The organism is Paraburkholderia sediminicola, assembly GCF_046026895.1.
GTDB classification, from domain to species: Bacteria; Pseudomonadota; Gammaproteobacteria; order Burkholderiales; family Burkholderiaceae; genus Paraburkholderia; species Paraburkholderia sediminicola_C.
Genome location: NZ_JAQQEU010000074.1, coordinates 17120 through 34362, shown reverse-complemented (window position 1 = coordinate 34362; position 17243 = coordinate 17120). Strand labels below are relative to the sequence as shown.

14 protein-coding genes and 4 pseudogenes are annotated in these 17243 nt (G+C 62.6%); 6 read left to right on the top strand and 12 right to left on the bottom strand.

Going from position 1 to position 17243, the window contains the following annotated elements; genetic code table 11:
* The 3 genes from PQR02_RS32740 to PQR02_RS32730 all read right to left on the bottom strand — a co-directional run.
* The coding region (locus PQR02_RS32740; protein WP_408241497.1) for a type VI secretion system baseplate subunit TssF at nucleotides 1-150 on the bottom strand (150 nt) is incomplete at its 3' end.
* Nucleotides 151-1139: 989 nt separating this feature from the next.
* Nucleotides 1140-2873, bottom strand: coding sequence for an IlvD/Edd family dehydratase (locus PQR02_RS32735; protein ID WP_408241485.1), 1734 nt, complete (start codon nucleotides 2871-2873; stop codon nucleotides 1140-1142).
* A gap of 364 nt (nucleotides 2874-3237) precedes the next feature.
* Nucleotides 3238-4620 carry an FAD-dependent oxidoreductase gene (locus tag PQR02_RS32730; RefSeq protein ID WP_408241494.1) on the bottom strand — a complete coding sequence of 461 codons (1383 nt, stop codon included), beginning with the start codon at nucleotides 4618-4620 and terminating at the stop codon, nucleotides 3238-3240.
* A 118-nt stretch (nucleotides 4621-4738) separates the two neighbouring features.
* On the opposite strand from PQR02_RS32730, the gene PQR02_RS32725 reads away from it, so the two are divergent.
* The 4 genes and pseudogenes from PQR02_RS32725 (at nucleotide 4739) to ald (ending at nucleotide 8896) form a co-directional block, all read left to right on the top strand.
* Nucleotides 4739-6289 carry a bifunctional AfsR/SARP family transcriptional regulator/alpha/beta hydrolase gene (locus tag PQR02_RS32725; protein WP_408241482.1) on the top strand — a complete coding sequence of 517 codons (1551 nt, stop codon included), beginning with the start codon at nucleotides 4739-4741 and terminating at the stop codon, nucleotides 6287-6289.
* Nucleotides 6290-6314: 25 nt separating this feature from the next.
* Nucleotides 6315-6707: pseudogene (locus PQR02_RS32720) on the top strand (phosphonoacetate hydrolase); the annotation flags it as partial.
* Nucleotides 6707-7707 (top strand): annotated as a pseudogene (locus tag PQR02_RS32715) (aldehyde dehydrogenase family protein); the annotation flags it as partial. The pseudogenes PQR02_RS32720 and PQR02_RS32715, both read left to right, overlap by 1 nt.
* Before the next feature lie 70 nt (nucleotides 7708-7777).
* Entirely contained in the window at nucleotides 7778-8896 is a 1119-nt protein-coding gene (gene ald / locus PQR02_RS32710) for an alanine dehydrogenase (protein ID WP_408241479.1), read from the top strand.
* Nucleotides 8897-9170: 274 nt separating this feature from the next.
* Here the strand turns inward: ald and PQR02_RS32705 are convergent, their stop codons facing one another.
* Nucleotides 9171-9503 (bottom strand): SpvB/TcaC N-terminal domain-containing protein, encoded by a 333-nt coding sequence (locus PQR02_RS32705; RefSeq protein ID WP_408241476.1) that lies wholly within the window; start codon nucleotides 9501-9503, stop codon nucleotides 9171-9173.
* 391 nt (nucleotides 9504-9894) lie between these two features.
* Here PQR02_RS32705 and PQR02_RS32700 point away from each other — a divergent pair.
* Nucleotides 9895-9971: pseudogene (locus tag PQR02_RS32700) on the top strand (type II 3-dehydroquinate dehydratase); the annotation flags it as partial.
* Nucleotides 9972-10009: 38 nt separating this feature from the next.
* On the opposite strand, the gene aroE reads toward PQR02_RS32700, so the two are convergent.
* The 5 genes from aroE to PQR02_RS32675 are packed head-to-tail and all read right to left on the bottom strand — an operon-like array spanning nucleotide 10010 to nucleotide 13883.
* A complete protein-coding gene (gene aroE, locus PQR02_RS32695; protein ID WP_408241491.1) occupies nucleotides 10010-10843 on the bottom strand; it encodes a shikimate dehydrogenase in 834 nt (277 codons plus the stop codon).
* Nucleotides 10843-12063, bottom strand: coding sequence for a CaiB/BaiF CoA transferase family protein (locus tag PQR02_RS32690; RefSeq protein ID WP_408241473.1), 1221 nt, complete (start codon nucleotides 12061-12063; stop codon nucleotides 10843-10845). The genes aroE and PQR02_RS32690 overlap by 1 nt, the downstream gene beginning before the upstream one ends.
* Nucleotides 12063-12521, bottom strand: coding sequence for a MaoC family dehydratase (locus PQR02_RS32685; protein ID WP_408241470.1), 459 nt, complete (start codon nucleotides 12519-12521; stop codon nucleotides 12063-12065). Before PQR02_RS32685 ends, PQR02_RS32690 begins: the two co-directional genes overlap by 1 nt.
* A gap of 1 nt (nucleotide 12522) precedes the next feature.
* Entirely contained in the window at nucleotides 12523-12915 is a 393-nt protein-coding gene (locus PQR02_RS32680) for a VOC family protein (RefSeq protein ID WP_408241467.1), read from the bottom strand.
* A complete protein-coding gene (locus tag PQR02_RS32675) occupies nucleotides 12912-13883 on the bottom strand; it encodes a ketopantoate reductase family protein (protein WP_408241464.1) in 972 nt (323 codons plus the stop codon). The genes PQR02_RS32680 and PQR02_RS32675 overlap by 4 nt, the downstream gene beginning before the upstream one ends.
* Nucleotides 13884-13978: 95 nt before the next feature.
* On the opposite strand from PQR02_RS32675, the gene PQR02_RS32670 reads away from it, so the two are divergent.
* Nucleotides 13979-14884, top strand: coding sequence for a LysR family transcriptional regulator (locus PQR02_RS32670; RefSeq protein WP_408241461.1), 906 nt, complete (start codon nucleotides 13979-13981; stop codon nucleotides 14882-14884).
* Nucleotides 14885-14949: 65 nt separating this feature from the next.
* Here PQR02_RS32670 and PQR02_RS32665 read toward each other — a convergent pair whose 3' ends face one another.
* The 3 genes and pseudogenes from PQR02_RS32665 to PQR02_RS32655 form a co-directional block, all read right to left on the bottom strand.
* Entirely contained in the window at nucleotides 14950-15258 is a 309-nt protein-coding gene (locus tag PQR02_RS32665) for an EthD family reductase (RefSeq protein ID WP_408241458.1), read from the bottom strand.
* 258 nt (nucleotides 15259-15516) lie between these two features.
* Nucleotides 15517-15957 (bottom strand): annotated as a pseudogene (locus PQR02_RS32660) (SDR family NAD(P)-dependent oxidoreductase); the annotation flags it as partial.
* 127 nt (nucleotides 15958-16084) lie between these two features.
* The gene (locus tag PQR02_RS32655; protein ID WP_408241488.1) at nucleotides 16085-16804 is read right to left on the bottom strand and encodes a Crp/Fnr family transcriptional regulator; all 720 of its coding nucleotides are present in this window, start codon (nucleotides 16802-16804) and stop codon (nucleotides 16085-16087) included.
* Nucleotides 16805-17243: the final 439 nt, after the last annotated feature.

The window sequence follows — 17243 nt, the reverse complement described above, 5'->3', positions numbered from 1 at the left end:
ACTCCGAAGGAAAAGTGTGTTGGCGCGTCGAGCCACGCTGCCGCGGCACACTCGGGCGACGGCGATTGCGGGCGTCCGGCCGGCATAGTTCGGATAGACCGTTTCCAGCAACGGCCGCATGAGCTGCGGGAACGCGTCATCGAAGCGCATCTGCATGTGCGCCAACATGAACGAGAACGACCCGATCAGCCGCTCGACAGATGGATCGCCCATCTAACCGGCCTGCATACCCAGCCGCCGCGCAATGTTCCCGTCGCCTGCTGCGAATTCCACATCCCGTTCACGCATGTAGAGCCGTTCATTCGTGTGGCACTGCAACAGCCGTGGGTCCATCCGGTGCGTTCCTGTTCAGCAATGCAGCAACTCAGACGCGCATTGGCATTGCGCCGTGGCAGGCGTTGTCTCCCACGCGTCGTTGTGCCTTTTTGCTCTCTGGCCCAAGTATCAGAAAATGGCCGGCGAATTGTCCATCAGATAAAGACGAATATCTGTCAGGCTTTGCAAAATATTCGATTCGCATCCCGAATTGATGCAGGACCCTGTTCTGCATCAATGTTGCCCTCTGTGTCCCGTCAAGGCCGCCGTAGTTGCTGCTATTGCAGCGTGGTCGTGAACGGCCCTAAAGAACAAGGCTCGATCTCGTTCTACGATCACGGCATCCGCATCCAACTTCGGAAGCCACCCGATGCACAATTACCGGATCTGATCCGGTTCCAGTTCGAGATTCGCTCTGGCGTCTTCCGCAATCGTCCGTAGTTGCGTCACGATTCGCGCGCATCAAGATTCGACATACGAAGTCCCGAATCGTCACGGCTATCTTGACCGGCTTCGCAAATCCGTCGCTGCTCGAAATTCCAGTGTTTATTTAGTTATCTTTATCATCTAGTACGGAAAGAGCGTTCGATATAGGCTTCCACGTAGATCAACGCGAGAAATGGAATCATTTTGCGAGTCAGCATTCCTGATGATGCGTGACTCGTCGACCCTGCTCCGCATGCGCGATGTTTCGCCGATGCGCTCGTTCTGCGCGTTGCGCACTTGAACTCACAGGCCTTACTAGAACCGAGTGTAACCGCCGCTCGGCGGTTACACGGTTATCTCATCTCGACAGCGTCAACGACTGCGTGACGCCGGTCGCCTCAGTGAGAATGACGCGGCACCGCAGCACCACGGCAACCGACGAGGAAATCGAGGTCGCATCCTTCATCGGCCTGCAGCACGTGATCGACATAAAGACGCTGGTAGCCGCCGCCATTGGGCGGCTGTGGCGGCACGTGTTGCGCCATGCGGCGCTCCAGCTCCGCGTCGCTGATATCCAGATGCAGCGTGCCGGCGTCGCAATCGAGTTCGATCCAATCGCCGTCCTGCACCGCCGCCAACGGACCGCCCGCCGCTGCTTCCGGCGTCACGTGCAAAACGACGGTGCCGTAGGCGGTCCCGCTCATGCGCGCGTCCGAAATCCGCACCATGTCCTTCACGCCCTGACGCAGCAGCTTCGGCGGCAGTCCCATGTTGCCGACTTCAGCCATGCCCGGATAACCCTTCGGGCCGCAGTTCTTCATCACGAGCACGGAGCTGGCGTCGACATCGAGCGCTTCGTCGACGATGCGCGCCTTGTAATGCTCGAGGTTCTCGAACACCACCGCCCGTCCGCGATGCTTCAGCAGTGCGGGCGTGGCTGCCGACGGCTTGAGCACCGCGCCGCGCGGTGCGAGATTGCCGCGCAGCACACGGATCCCGCCATCGGCGACGAGCGGCCTGTCGAGTTGCCGGATGACTTCGTCGTTGGTGTTCGGCGCGTCCTTGACGTTCTCCCACAACGACTTCCCGTTCACGGTCAGCGCGTCCGGGTGCGGCAGCAGGTCCGCTTCGCCGAGCCGGCGCAACACGGCCGGCAAACCGCCCGCGTAATAGAACTCTTCCATCAGGAAACGGCCCGACGGCATCAGGTCGACGATCGTCGGCGTGTCTCGTCCGATGCGCACCCAGTCGTCGAGTTCGAGTTCGACACCGATGCGGCCCGCGATCGCCTTCAGATGAATCACCGCATTGGTCGACCCGCCGATCGCGGCGTTGGTGCGAATGGCGTTCATGAAGGCTGCGCGCGTGAGGATCTTCGACAGCTTAAGGTCTTCGTGGGCCATCTCGACGATACGGATTCCTGACATATGCGCGAGCACGTAGCGGCGCGAATCGACAGCCGGAATCGCCGCATTGTGCGGCAGCGACGTGCCGAGCGCTTCGGCCATGCAAGCCATCGTCGACGCGGTGCCCATCGTGTTGCAGGTGCCCGCCGAGCGCGACATGCCGGCCTCGGCCGACAGGAATTGATGCAGGTTGATCTCGCCTGCCTTCAGCGATTCGTGCAGTTGCCATACAGCCGTGCCCGAGCCGATGTTCTTGCCGTCCAGCTTGCCGTTCAGCATCGGGCCGCCGGTGACGACGATCGCCGGCACGTCGCAGCTCGCCGCGCCCATCAGCAGCGCGGGCGTGGTCTTGTCGCAACCGGTGAGGAGCACGACCGCGTCGATCGGATTGCCGCGGATCGCCTCTTCGACATCCATCGCCGCGAGATTGCGCGTGAGCATCGCGGTGGGACGCAGATTCGATTCGCCGTTCGAAAACACGGGGAATTCGACGGGGAAGCCGCCGGCTTCGTAGATGCCGCGTTTCACGTGCTCGGCGAGCTTGCGAAAGTGCGCGTTGCACGGCGTGAGTTCCGACCAGGTGTTGCAGATGCCGATGACGGGGCGACCGTCGAACTCATGATCGGGAATGCCTTGATTCTTCATCCAGCTTCGATACATAAAGCCGTTCTTGTCAGCTGTGCCGAACCATTCAGCTGAGCGCAGTTTCCGCTTTTTTTCCGACATGCCTATTTCCTTGATGCACGTGCCGGGACACAGCACCGGCCAGTTGGACCGATCCGGCGCGGCGCGGCCGGCGAGTCGACGGTTAAGCGGATGGCGACAGCGTGTTGCGCGCTCGCTCTGTCGTCCCCAGACTTTGAAATGCGGGTCACGGAAGGCTGTGGCTCAATTTATGGGAATGCTGAAGTGTACGGAGCGGGCTGATGTCTTTCCAATTAAATTTTTGGCGGTATTGATATCGGTTTTGGTATGGAGCCCGAGTGGGAGCCGTTGAACACCGCTGCGCGAGCAGCCGATCTCGTGGCCCCTCAACCACCATCGCGCGGCGGCAAGCGACGCCTGCGCCGTTCGACACCGCGCTGCCCGCTCATGACGATCCGCTACTGCGCCTCGCTGCTTCGATTGCAGGCGAGGGAACCGATAGCACAGGCCTCCTGTTGCCCTGCCAGACCCGCCTGATGATCGCAGGGCTGAGCAGCGAAGACGGCGGCATCATCAGGTTCACAACCTTGAGAAATGCAGTCGACAGCGTGCTGTCGCGTGTCGCAGCAACGTGAAGCTTGCCGATGTACCAGTTGATGAAACGGAGCATCGGCGGGCGCGCGCCCTTGATTTGCGGATGGCGCAGGTCGTTGCCAACCGCGATCTCCCACGGAATATCGACGATCTTCGCGGCCGCCCCGAAGAATCGACGCGCAAGACCGTTAGAACCCGCGCGCAGGCACCGTTGCAGCGTCAGCGCTTCCTCTGCCGCGACCGTCATGCCCTGCCCGTACACAGGGTTGAAGCTGCAGATGGCGTCACCAAAAACCAGGTAATTATCGGGGAAGCGTGCGAGCTTCTCATACCGCCGGCGCAGGTTGGACACGTAGCGGTAGCGCCTGTAATCGGTCAGCGGTTCCGCTCTTGCGACAAGGTCGTGAATCTCCATGGTCGGCAGCGTCGCCAGATACGCGAGAAAGCCCTGGTCGTTGTCGGGTGCGTCGTCGCCAAGAAAACCGCCGGCACTGACGATCCAGCTGTCGCTTTCCTGCGCGAGCACGACGCCGTTGCGCCAGTTCGGCGCACTACCGGCAACAACGATACCGTGCTTGCCATCAAGGTCAGTCGGATGACGTCGATAGGTACGGGTCATGTAGGAGATGCCGATCTCGACCTTCTCATTGACGGGAGGCCGGTAGCCGAGCTCTTCGAGCCACGCCTCGCTGGATGAGCCACGGCCAGTCGCATCAACGACAAGGTCCGCGTGGATGGTCTCTTCCGGCTTGCCCTCGAAACATGTGCGGACACCGGTCACGCTCTTGCGAGCGGGGTCGGTCGCAAGACCCTGCACCGCGCAACTTTCCATGACGCGCACGTTCGGCAAGCTCATGAGCCTTCGGCGTAGATGGCCTTCGAGCACGGGACGGCTCGCCAGCAGACCGCTCAGGTCGCTCGCGCCGTTAGCAAGCCTGACGTTGCGACCTATCCAGACCACATCGTTGGCTACATCACCGATCAAGCCGCCGCTTTGCGCGACGACCTCGCTGTTGTAGCCGGGGAAGAATTCCTCGAGTACCGCGCTGCCGCGCGCAAGCAGCCCATGAGTGTGACGACCCTGTGGCACGCCCTTGCGCGGCGTGTCTGCGGCCGCAAACGCATCGCGCTCGAGCACGGTGACGATGGTATAGAAATCCGCCAGTACGCGGGCAGCCAACAGCCCACTCATGCTGGCGCCGATCACGATCGCATGCTCACCCAGGTTCTTCATGGCAATCCTCCAGTTCAATCGGTCGCAATGAGGGCCGCGCCCATCATTTGCAGGGAATGGTAGGATTGCCTCGTCCCCTGAGCGTCCCCCGGACGCCGTCATTGAGGGTCGCCTCGCCATGGCTCTGTTCAGCGTGCGCACGCTTGGATTTCCGGAGATCCGTCGGGACGACCGGCTGTGCCAGTTGGCCTTGCGCAAGGGTTTGGCCCTGCTGGTCTATCTGGCCGAAGCGAAGGGCGCAGTCGGGCGCGACGTGTTCGCCGCGATGTTGTGGCCGGAAGACTGCGAAGAGGTTGTACGGGCGCGGCTGCGGCGTCTGTTGCATCGCCTCCAGCTCACACTCGGCGACGGCGTTCTCACCACCGACCGCTCAACCATTCGATGGTCGGCAGCGACCAATCTGCAAGTGGATTCCCAGCTGTTCGAGCAAGCCTGCGACCGCGGCGAATTCGAGCAGGCATGCCGCCATTATCCCGGCGACTTTCTCGAAGGCTTTTCGCCCGGCGACTGCCCGCAGTTCGACGAATGGGCTTTTTTTCGCCGGGAGGCCTTGCGGGGCCGGGCAATCCAGGCGCTCGAGCGCGTGGTGCACGACAAGAAAGCGGCCGGCGATTACGCGGCCGCGGCCGCGCACGCCGGCCGTCTTGTCGGGTTCGATCCGTTCAGCGAAGTGTACGGCCGTCACCTCATCCGCAACCTTCTGCTCGCCGGAGACCGGGCCACGGCCCAGCGGCACCTCGAGGCCCTGACGCAGCGCCTTCGCGACGAGTTCAATGTCGCGCCGGAAGCCGAGACCCGCGCGCTGCTGAATGCCGGCGCAACGTTGCCGATCGAGGAACCGCCGCCGACGCGCTATGTCAGCGGTGGCGGCGTCCATCTTGCCTACCAGACCTACGGCACCGGCCACATTGATGTTCTGGTGCTGTCCGGTTTCGTGTCCCACGTCGAACGGGTGTGGGAGCAGCCCCGCTGCCGGACGTTCCTGTCCTCCCTCGCCGGGATGGGCCGTCTCATCTTGCTCGATCGCCGCGGCATCGGGCTTTCCGACCGGGTCGGGTTCAATCCGAGCGTCGAGGCGACCGCGCAGGATATCGGCACCGTGCTTGACGCTGCCGGCAGCCGCCGGGTCGTGCTGTTCGGCGCGTCAGAGAGCGGGCCGGCCTGCATCAGGTTTGCCGTCGATCACCCCGATCGCGTCGCTGGCCTCATTCTGTTCGCGTCGCTGGCGAAAGGGAGCGCAACGCCCGACTATTCCCACGCACTGCAGGCGAGCCAGTACGACAGGTGGCTGCAGCAGCTCGTCGCAGTCTGGGGCGGGCCTGCGGGCATTGAGACATTCGCGCCGAGCCTGTCGGGCGATCCTCACGCAAGAGCCTGGTGGGCGGGCTTGCTTCGGGCCGCGTCGAGCCCGGGAGCCATCAAGGGCGTGCTCGAAGCGTTGCGCGATATGGATGTGCGGCAACTCCTCGGCCGAATTTCGATGCCGACCCTGGTGCTGCATCGTCACGACGACCGCGCCGTTCGCATCGGCGCCGGCCGCCATCTCGCCAGCCACATCGCTCAGGCGCGATTCGTCGAACTCGACGGCGCCGATCACTGGGCCTTCGCGGGCGATCAGCAACCGGTCCTTGACCACATCAGGCAATTTGTCGGCAGTCTCGCTGGCTAACTGTGACTGGGAGATGCGGTACAAGACGTCAGCCGACGCCGGCGCCAACCTTGCCGTCGTGACCGCGAAGGACAAGCTGCGCCGCCTGCTCGGCAAGGGGCTCAAGGGCATCTGCTTTTCGTCGGAGAAGGCGGACGAAGCGTCGATCGAAGAAAACGGCATAGACAACGTGATCGAGCTGGTCGGCCAACCCGCGCCGAGCGTGTGCAGCGCCGAGCTTTCCGAATTCGTGTTCGCCGCGGGCGTGCGTCTGCTGGAGACACGCGACATCGACCTGATGTTCCTGTCGACCACCGACTACGTGCAGCACAAGTGCGCGCCCGGCACGCCCGGCGCGAACGCCTTCTATCAGATGATGGACGGCTACCTGCAACGGCTAGACGAACTGGGCGCGACCGTCGCGATCACCGCCGATCACAAGCGGGCCGCGTCGCCGACGTGCTGGTGTTCGGCGCGGGCGAGGTACTGAAGGACGACGGCCTGATTTTCTCGTGCGATCTCACGCCGCACGGCAAGAAGCGTCGCGTGTACACGCAGCGCGAGCCGTTGCTCGGCGTGATTTCGGCCATCACGCCGTTCAATCACCCGATGAATCAGGTCGCGCACAAGATCGTGCCGTCCCGGATCGTCGTGAAGCCTTCGGAGAAAGTGCCGCTGTCGTGCTACCTGCTCGCGGACATTCTCTACGAAGCGGGTTTGCCCGCGCAGATGCTGCAGGTCCTGACAGGCGACCCCGCTGTGATCGCTGACGAACTGATCACGAATCCGGCCGTCGATCTAATTACGTTTACGGGCGGCATATCGATCGGCAAATCCATCGCGGCGCGCATGGGGTATCGGCGAGCCGTGCTGGAACTGGGCGGCAACGATCCGATCATCGTGATGGAAGACGCCGATCTGGACGAAGCCAATTCGCTCGCTGTCTCCGGACTCCTACAAGAACTCGGGGCAGCGATGCACGGCGATCAAGCGTATGCTGGTTCACGAAGCCGTCGCGGATCGCTTCACCGAGTTCGCCGTGGAGAAAACGCGTGCGTGGAAATATGGCAATCCGGCTGATAGCAGCGTCGACATGGGCACGGTCATCGACGAAGCCGCCGCGCAGTTCTGCGAGCGCCAGGTCAACGACGCGCTCGCGCGCGGCGCGCGCCTCCTTGTGGGCAACCGGCGCGAGGGCGCGCTGTAACAGCACCGACTATGCGCTGTCGTCATCGGTTTGCACCAACCGGTTCGACTACATCACCCGCTTCATCACCGAACTCGAAGTGGGCAGCGTCAACGTGCGCGAGGTGCCGGGTTACCGGCTCGAACTCACGCCGTTCGGCGGCGTGAAAGACTCCGGGCTCAGCTACAAGGAGGGCGTGCAGGAAGCGATGAAGAGCTTCACCAATACCAAGACCTACTCGCTGCCGTGGTGACGGACAGAAGACAGTGCCGCCCGTGCGTCAAACGAGTCGCTCAGCGGTTTTTCCGCAATTGGAGGATGACATGCATGTTGGCGTTCCAAAGGAAATCAAGAACAACGAATACCGGGTGGGACTGACTCCATCGTCAGTCCGCGAAATGGTGGCGCACGGTCACGCTGTCACGGTCGAAACAGGCGCGGGAAGTGGCATTGGGGCATCCGATGCGGTATATGAAAAGGCCGGCGCAAAGATCGCGCCTCGCGCGGAAGATGTCTTCGCGAAGGCCGACATGATCATCAAGGTGAAGGAGCCGCAAGCCGGCGAGCGCGCGATGCTTCGCGACGGACAGGTCCTTTTCACGTATTTGCACCTCGCGCCGGACCCGGAGCAATGTGCCGACCTCGTGAAGAGCAAGGCCGTCTGCATTGCCTATGAAACCGTCACCCAACCCGCCGGCGGACTGCCGCTGCTGGCACCCATGTCCGAAGTCGCCGGCCGCCTGTCGATTCAGGCGGGCGCGTACTGTCTCGAGCGCGCGCATGGCGGCAAGGGCATTCTGCTGGGCGGCGTCGCGGGTGTGCCATCGGCGAAGATCGTGATCCTGGGCGCAGGCGTGGTCGGCTCGAATGCGGCGCAGATTGCGGTGGGCACCGGCGCGCAGGTCGCGGTGATCGATCGCAATCTGGACGCGCTGCGGCGCATGGACCGTCTGCTCGGCGCGCGCGTCATGACCGTGTTTTCGAATCAGGACAATGTCGAAAAGCACGTGCTCGAAGCCGACCTCGTCATCGGCGGTGTGCTGATCCCGGGCGCGGCCGCTCCCAAACTCGTGACCACCGCAATGATTCACGCGATGCAGCCCGGCTCCGCGATTGTCGACGTGGCGATCGATCAAGGCGGATGCTGCGAGACGGCAAGGCCCACGACGCACGCGGAGCCGACTTACATGGTGGGCGACGTGGTTCACTACTGTGTCGCCAACATGCCGGGCGGCGTGCCGCGCACTTCGACCTACGCGCTCAATAATGCGACGCTGCCTTTTGCGCTACAGATCGCAAACAAAGGTTGGCGCAAGGCGTTGCAAGAAGATCGGCATCTTCGCAATGGCCTGAACGTCGCTTTTGGAAAAGTGACCTGCCGGGAGGTGGCCGGAGCACTCGGCTACACGTGGGAGGCGCCGGAATCCGTGCTGGAAATGTGATCGGCCAACGGATGCCAGCTGTCTTCGGACTAGTGATCGCGATTGAAAAGAGCCATTCAATCGCGACCACCCCATTCAAATCCGCTACTTCTTCTCCTGCTTGTGCTTTGGCTCCCTGGCCGCAGCCTGTGCCTTTGCCCGACCTCCAGGCGCGACTTGCCGTGGAGCCGTCCAGTGGATCTTTGCGGCTTGAAATTTCTGACCCGACGCATCGTCGGCAGGGTCGCCAGCACCTGCATCGGGCACGAAGGTCGTGCTCCATCCACCGGCGACTTCAGTGGCAACCAGCCAGGCCCTTGTCGGTCTTGCGCGTGATATTGGGCAGCGACAGATGCCAGCCGATTCCGAAGGGTCCGTTGCCGGCGCCCGAGTCGTAGGACAGGGAGAGTTGCGGTCCGAAACCGCCGCGCCCGGGAGAGGTCGCGATGGGCACCGTCATGGCGCCCGTGCCGGTGGTGGGATTGGCGGAGAACTTTTCGCCGATGCCGTGGATAGCCCCGCCCCCCTTGGGCAATGACACCGTCGGCGCGCCGACGAAGAAGTTCTCGTCCCCCGCTGGCTTAGGGCCTGTGGCTTGCGTCACAGATTCTCGAATGGCCTGTTCCACGCCACCTCCGAACCAATAAGGTCACCTATTCACCAAGCGCACGTCGACAAAGTGAGCGTGATGGAATTCCAATTGCATAGGCGACGCGCCACGGCGCAACGCACGGCGCTCGACACGAGAAGTCGCGTTTTTCGCGCCCGCACTCAGCCGACGCAGCCCGGTAGCGACGCTAAATCGCCGGCGCTGCGATCATCCTCGACTTGAGGTGATGGTCACCTTCAGATTGGTAATCCGTAGACGATCATTGAGCGCTCGTTTGAAAGAAAACTGCGCCGGAACCGCCGCGTCGCAGGCAAGCGCAGGACATCCACCATCGGACCCGTGTCGCAGATAGCTCTCAATCCCAAAACCGCAGATTTGCCCATCGACGCTTCACGGTATCAACCACGCTATGTTTGCAAACGCGATCCGGTGCAGTACGGAACGATCACGCTGGCCGAAATCGATGCCCGGCTCCAGAGTCTCGGCGCCATCAGGATCTTTTCACTCAGGACTCCACTGGACTTTCAATCCAGCGGCACCGTGAGCCGGTCGATCACGGCATGCGTCTCGGGCCGCACGCCCCGCCACCAGGCGAACGCTTCTGCTGCCTGCTCCACCAGCATGCCGACGCCGTCCGCGACGCCTTGCACACCCGCATTGCGGGCCAGCCGCAGGAAGGGCGTCAGTCTCTTGCCGTAGGCGAGTTCGTAAGCCGCGCCTGCGGGACTGAAGACGCTCGGTGGAACTGGCGGCAGATCGCCGGTCAGGCTGGCCGACGTCGCGTTGACGACCAGGTCGAACCGCCCCATCGCCTCGAGATCGCCGTACCCGCAGGCGGCCAGCGGACCGCTCGTGGCGACTTGTTCGACCAGCGCCCGAGCCTTCGCAATGTCCCTGTTGGCGACGATCAGTTCAGCGGGTCGCGCGGCAAGGAACGGCAGCAAAGCACCCCGCACCGCCCCGCCGGCGCCGAGGACGAGCACGCGCTTGCCGGCCATCGGCAGTTTCAGGTTGACCTCGATGTCGCGTACCAAACCGACGCCGTCGAAATTCTCGGCGACGATCCTGCCGTCTCTGAAGCTCAGCGCATTGGCGGCACCCGCCAGCGCCGCGCGCTCGCTGCGTTCGTCGGCCATCGCGAACGCCTTCAGCTTGAAGGGCGCGGTCACGTTCATGCCTTTGCCGCCCGCCGCGATGAACGCGCGCACGGTCCCGGCGAACGCGTCCGGCGGCTCCATCGGACCTTCGATCGCCGTATAGGACATGTCCTGCTGCGTCTCCTGCGCAAAGAGACCGTGGATCAATGGAGATTTCGTGTGTCCGATCGGATTGCCGATCACCGCGTACTGGTCAGTCATCATGGCCTCACCTTTGAATACAGCACACCGTCGGTCTGCATCGCGTCGATCTCGGCAGCGCCGAAGCCCAGCGATTGCGCCACTTCCGCATTGTGCTGACCGAGATCGGGCGCGACCTCGCGGATCGTCGTGTCGCAGTCGGAGAAACGGAACGGCAGGTTCGGCAGGCGCAACTTGCCGTAGCGCGGATGCTCCTGCTCGACCACCATGCCTCGCGCGACGATCTGCGGATCGGCGAGTACTTCGTCGATCCGCTGCACCTTCGCGCAAGGCACGTCGATACCGTCGAGCAGATCCAGCACCTGTGCGACCGGTCGGCCGGCGACCCAGGGCTGCACGACGGACAGAATGTCCAACCGGTTCGTATTGCGTCCCGCAAGGGTGTGAAAGCGTGCGTCGGTTCCGAAACCAGCCGGCCCTCCATGAGCCTCGATCAGTGCGGCGAAGCGCTTCCACGCGCCGTCTACCTGCGCCGCGATCACGAGGTCGCCGTCGGCGGCACGAAACACGCCGTAGAGCGTCGAGGTGGGCATGTCGTGACCGGTCTGCTCCGGCACGATGCCTTGCATGGTGTAGCACTGCACCGCGTATTCGTGCATCGACACCAATGTGTCGTACAGCGCCATGTCGATATGCTGGCCTCGGCCGCTCTTCACGCGGCCGAGCAGCGCGGCGTTGATCGCCGCCACTGCGTGAATGCCGGTGTACATGTCGCCGAGCGAAATGCGCATCAGCGGCGGCGGCTCGCCGGGATTGCCGATCATCTGCATGATGCCGCTCTTCGCTTCGGCAATCAGACCGAAACCGGCGCGGTGCGCATCGGGGCCCGTATGGCCATATGCCGAGATCGAGCAGTAGACCAGTTTCGGATTTCGCGCGGACAGTTCGTCATAACCGAGCCCGAGTTTGTTCAGCGCACCCGGCCGGTAGTTCTCGACGAACACATCCGCCGAATCGCACAACCGCTGCATGAACGCCTTCCCACGCGCATCGCGCATATTGACGCTGACGCCGCGCTTGCCCATGTTGAGCTGCAGGAAATAGCCGCTCTGCTCGTCATCGAGCACCGTGGCATGCTGACGCCCGGCATCGCCGCTGCCGGGCCGCTCGACCTTGATGACTTCGGCTCCGAGCGCCGCGAGGCAGCGCCCGACATACGGACCGGCCAGAAAATGGCTGTAGTCGACGACGCGAATCCCTTCGAGAGGACGTGCCTGCATCAGAATGCTCCCGTTCGGCGCGGCACCATCAGTCGATGCTCGCCGTGCTGGACGACCTTACCGTCCTGATTGACCAGTTCGGACGGCAGCACGACGATCCCCCAGTCGGGACGGCTCTTGCTTGCCCGCATCGAACCCACGCGGAATTTCACGTGCAACACGTCGTTGACCTTGATCGGCAGGTTGAAGTCCCACGACCAGCCGAGCGACATGCCCGGGAGGAAGCGGTAGTCGCTTTGGGTCTTAAGCCCATCGGCGATCGACAAGCCAAACAGACCATGCGCGACGATCGAACCGAAGTGGCTCGCGTTCGCGTAGTCCTCGTCCACATGCACCGGCGTGTGATCGCCGGTGAGGTCGGCGTAGGCCAGAATGCGTTCTTTGGTGACGGTGTAAGTCGGGCTCACGCACGCATCGCCTTCGCGGGCATCGTCCCAGTATTTTTCGACGAACGTCATCTCACCCCTCCGAGCGTGGGTTGATCGCCAGCGCCTGCGCGACGCATGCGGCGGGCCTGGCCTGAATCAGTTCGACGGCGAGGCCGTCCGGCAGGCGCAACCAGTTGCGTCCTTGCGGCATTTCGCTTACCCCATACTTTTGCGCAGCGGCGAGCGCGGCCTCCATGTCTTCGCACATCACGCCCAGGTGGCCGAGACGGCCTTCCGGCGCGTCATGCCGCGGGTCATGGATGAACTGCAGACCGCCCAGCGTCCAGTACTGACGCGGTTCTTCGACGGTGCCGTCGACCTCGCGCATCGTCATGCCGAGAACGTCTTCGAAAAAGCGGATGTGCCAGTGGATGTCCTTCACCCAGATGGCGACATGCTCCAGATAAGCCTTGCTGCCGTTCATGCGGTTGTCTCCCTTGTCCCATGCAAGATGTCGCTATGTTGCCGGTCGGTCATGGCGCGCTCGATGCCCTTGATGCACGCCACCAGCGTCGCGTTGACGGGCGTCGGCACGCCGTGCCGTTGTCCCCGGCGCACGACCGCGCCGTTGATAAAGTCGATTTCGGTGATGGAGCCTTTTTCGAGGCTTTGCAGCATCGAGGTCTTGAAGGTGGCGGATAGTCCTTCGCCGGCGAGGGTCCACGGGCGTTCGGGATCGGTGGTGGAAAGGCTCACGCCGGCGGCCTGGGCGACCGCGATCGCTTCGGCGACCGCTGCGAGCGCGGTCGTCTTCAGAAGCGGTTCGTCATAGAGTTGGCCGTAGGTCAGGCCGGTGGTACCGGTCAGCGCGCCGGTCGCGACATTGACCAGCAGCTTGTCCCACATCGTGCCGACGATGTTGTCGCTGACCGTGGTGGCGAGGCCGGCGGCGTTGAAGGTTTCAGCGATCGCCGTCACGCGGGACGTGACCCGGCCGTCGAGTTCCCCGATGTAGGTCGCCTTGCCAGCGACGCCGGACTCGATGTGCCCCGGATTGCGCATCACGCCGCCCACATAGGTCTTGCCGGCCAGCACGCGCTCGCGACCCACGATGTCCGCGAGCAGGTCTTCGTGCCCAAGGCCGTTCTGCAACGACAGGACCAGCGTATCGGGCCCGATCAGATCCAGCGCGTCGCGCATTGCCGCATCGGTATGAAAAGACTTGACCAGCACGACAACCAGATCGACGGCGCCGGCCTCGGCGGCCCGCGTCGCCGCGCGGACTTTCACGCGACGCGAGCCGTCCGCATCGTCGACGCGCAGACCATCGCGCCGCATGGACTCCACATGTGCCGCCGAACGGTTCAGCAACCAGACTTCGTTGCCGCCTTCGGTCAGCGCCGCACCAACGGCGCAACCCAGAGCTCCCGCACCTAGAATCGCAATCTTCACTGACGTCTCCTTGATCTGGAGATGAAGATACGATTCGGCGCTCATGTCGGCAATGCAATGGATACAATGACATCATTGCGCCAGACAATATCGCTATGAACCCGGCAGAACTCCCCGATCTGAAGCTGCTGCAGCTTTTCGACCTTCTCTACGATGTGCGCAGCGTCACGCGCGTGGCCGAGCAGCTCGGACAGAGTCAGCCCACGATCAGCATCTGGCTGGGGCGTTTGCGGGAGCATCTGCAGGATCCGCTGTTCATACGTACACCGGGCGGCATGGCGCCGACGCCGCAAGCCGATGCGCTGATCGGACCGTGCCGGGAGATTCTCGAATCGCTGCGGCGCTTCACTGCCTGGGAGATCGCGTTTGATCCAGCCACGGCGAAGCGGCGGTTCCGTATCTGCATGACCGACGCCAGCCACATCACGCTGCTTCCGCGCATGCTGGCGCACGTGCGCGCGCAGGCGCCGGGCATCCGTCTGGAGGCGGCGAGGATCGACGGCAATACCGAACGGGCCCTGGAATCAGGTGAGGCGGACCTTGCGATCGGTCATGTGCCCTGGCTCGGCGGCGGTATTTACCAGCAGCAGTTGTACACGCAGGACTGGGTGTGTCTGATGAATAAGCACCACCCGCGAGTGCGCGCAAAGCTCGGGTTGAAGCAGTACCGCGCCGAAGGTCATGTCGTCATCGCGGCGGGGACCGGCGCGCAGCTGCTGGAGCAGGCGCTCGTGCGCCAGCAGGTCGAGCGGGACGTGGTGCTCGAGCTGCCGGGCTTTCTCGGGCTGGGAGCGATCATCCAGACGACCGACCTGATCGCCACCCTGCCGCGGCATACCGGCGAGACGCTGGCGAAGGTGAATGACCTGGCGGTGCATCCGTGTCCGATACCCGTGGAGGGATTTGCGGTACGGCAGCACTGGCATGCCCGCTATCACCACGAAGCGGGGAATCGCTGGCTGCGCCAGCTGGTGGCTCAGCTATTCAGCAGTTTGCGTTGATCTCGCAATCGTGCAGGCTGCTGCGCGGATCGTCCCAAGTCGGCTTGGGAGACACTGTCCAGTGTTTAAACGTCTTTGGTATCAAATACGAGAAGCTCGACACCGGCCTGTGCGAAATTGGCAAGATCGCTCGCGATCGCTCGGCCTTCGGGTGAATTGAGTGCCTGTTGCATGGAATCCATCGAATCAAAGCTCAGGATCGCTGCAAGGTAGTACGGGGAGGCGCCTTGCGGGGTCGCTACTGGCCCGGCACTCACTTCATAGCGCTGAAGGCCGGATATCGTCTTGGCAAGAGGCACATGATTCGAGAAGTAATACGCGTCGAATGCGTCCGGGTTTGACGGCGTCTTGTATAGGGCGACGAGCTTTGCCATGGTCAGGTTTCCTTGAGCACCCGGCGCGATCGGTGCACGACAGAACGAGCGTCTCGCTCTCCAATCTGCCGACGGCCGGGATCATGCCGGGACTGGTAGGGGTTCGCGCAGACAACCGTCTTACCTTGTCGAAATTACACGTTGAATTCTACGCTGGCTTTGAATTCTCATTGAAACCTTTCACGAGTTTTCGCCTATTTCACCGGACGGTACCCGGGCACCGGTTGGCGGTGCGCGAGGGTTTTAGCGACCGGCGCTCTAGCCGCCATCGACGTGCAGGATTTCTCCCGTGATGAACGGTGCGGAATCAAGGAACAGAATCGCGTCGGCGATATCGCTCATCTCGCCCATGCGTCCGAGCGGATGGAAGGCGGCCAGCGCTTCATGGGTTGCCGGCGCGTGCATAGGCGTCTTGATGATCCCCGGCGCGACGGCATTCACGCGAATCCCTTTTTTGGCGTACTCAATCGCAAGCGACTTCGTGGCGGCGTTCAGCCCCCCTTCGTCAGGGCTGCCAGTACCGAATAGACGCCGCTGATCGCCGCGTCAGCGGTGCTGGAGGTCACGCCAACCACGTGGCCGCTCGAATGCCTTTCCATTTCGGCAATGGCGAGCTGCGTGATGTGAGAAACCCGCCACATTCACATTCATCACCGCAGCGTAGTCTTCGGCGGTGAGTTCGGTGAAAGGCTTCCCGATGTTGGCCTCATGATTACGCGACCATGCATGGCCGTGAACATCAGCACGCACGCCGGAGTAGCCGTTTTCAGCGAGTTCACGAAGAGGCGCAAAGTGGCAGCGACCACAAGACGAGCCTACATCCCAACTATAGCGCTTTCAAAGCGGGTAACAGCCGATCGAATTCGCGCTTCACTACGCCGTAACATTCGCAAACACGTGCTTCGAGTGCCGGCCTGTCCAGCACCTCGATGTGGCCATGACTGTAGCGAATCAAACCCGCATCCTGCAATTTCAGCGCGGCCTCGGTTACGCCGGATCGACGAACGCCCAGCATATTGGCGATCAGTTCCTGCGTCATCTTCAGTTCGTTTGAAGAAAGACGGTCGATACTGAGCAGGAGCCACCTGCACAACTGCTGATCGATCGAATGGTGTCGGTTACACACGGCAGTCTGCGCCATCTGGGTAATCAGCGCCTGCGTGTAGCGGAGCAAAAGGCGCTGGACTGGACCGGCACGATGAAACTCCTCTTTCAGGATTTGAGCGTCCAGGCGATACGCCTTGCCCGCGCTTTGCACGACCGCCCGACTGGGCGTGGTCTCGCCCCCCATGAAAAGCGCGATGCCGATGAGCCCTTCGTTGCCGACGATCGCGATCTCGGCGGACGCACCGTCCTCCATCACATACAGCAGCGACACAATGCAGGTGGTCGGGAAATAAACGTAATTGAGGCGGTCGCCGGATTCATAGACGACATTGCCGAGCGGCATATCCACGGCTAACAGGTGTGGCGCGAGACGCTCCCACTCCAGGTCGGGCAACACTGCCAGCAGATGATTTTCGTTTTGGGGCAGATCTTGAACCATTTCGCACTCTCCGCAGCTCGCCCGGAACCGCGCCGCTTTCGCCGACGATTTCCTGACGGGTAAATATGGATAGAAGGAGGGACGCTCCAACACCTTTACCGGCTGCGCCGCAGCGCGACTCCATGCGGCAATCTTCGCGCGGCTGAAAGTCTGGCCAATACGTAATGAATTATAAGCCACGTCGAAATCACGGATCCGGCCCGCTTTTTGGCATGACATCGCGCTACCGCACATCAGGGGGAAACGGATTGCACGAATTTCGGGATCATCGCCTCGGTCACCTTTGAAAAGTAACCGCCGGGCTGGACGGCAATCGTTCTTTCCACTTATACGCTGCCATAAAAAGCGCGGCCGGCGGACGCCAGATGTACTGACGTTTCCATCCCCATTCTGGGCGTTTCGGCAACGAAGAGCGCCGGGACGCGGGTATCGGTCTGGT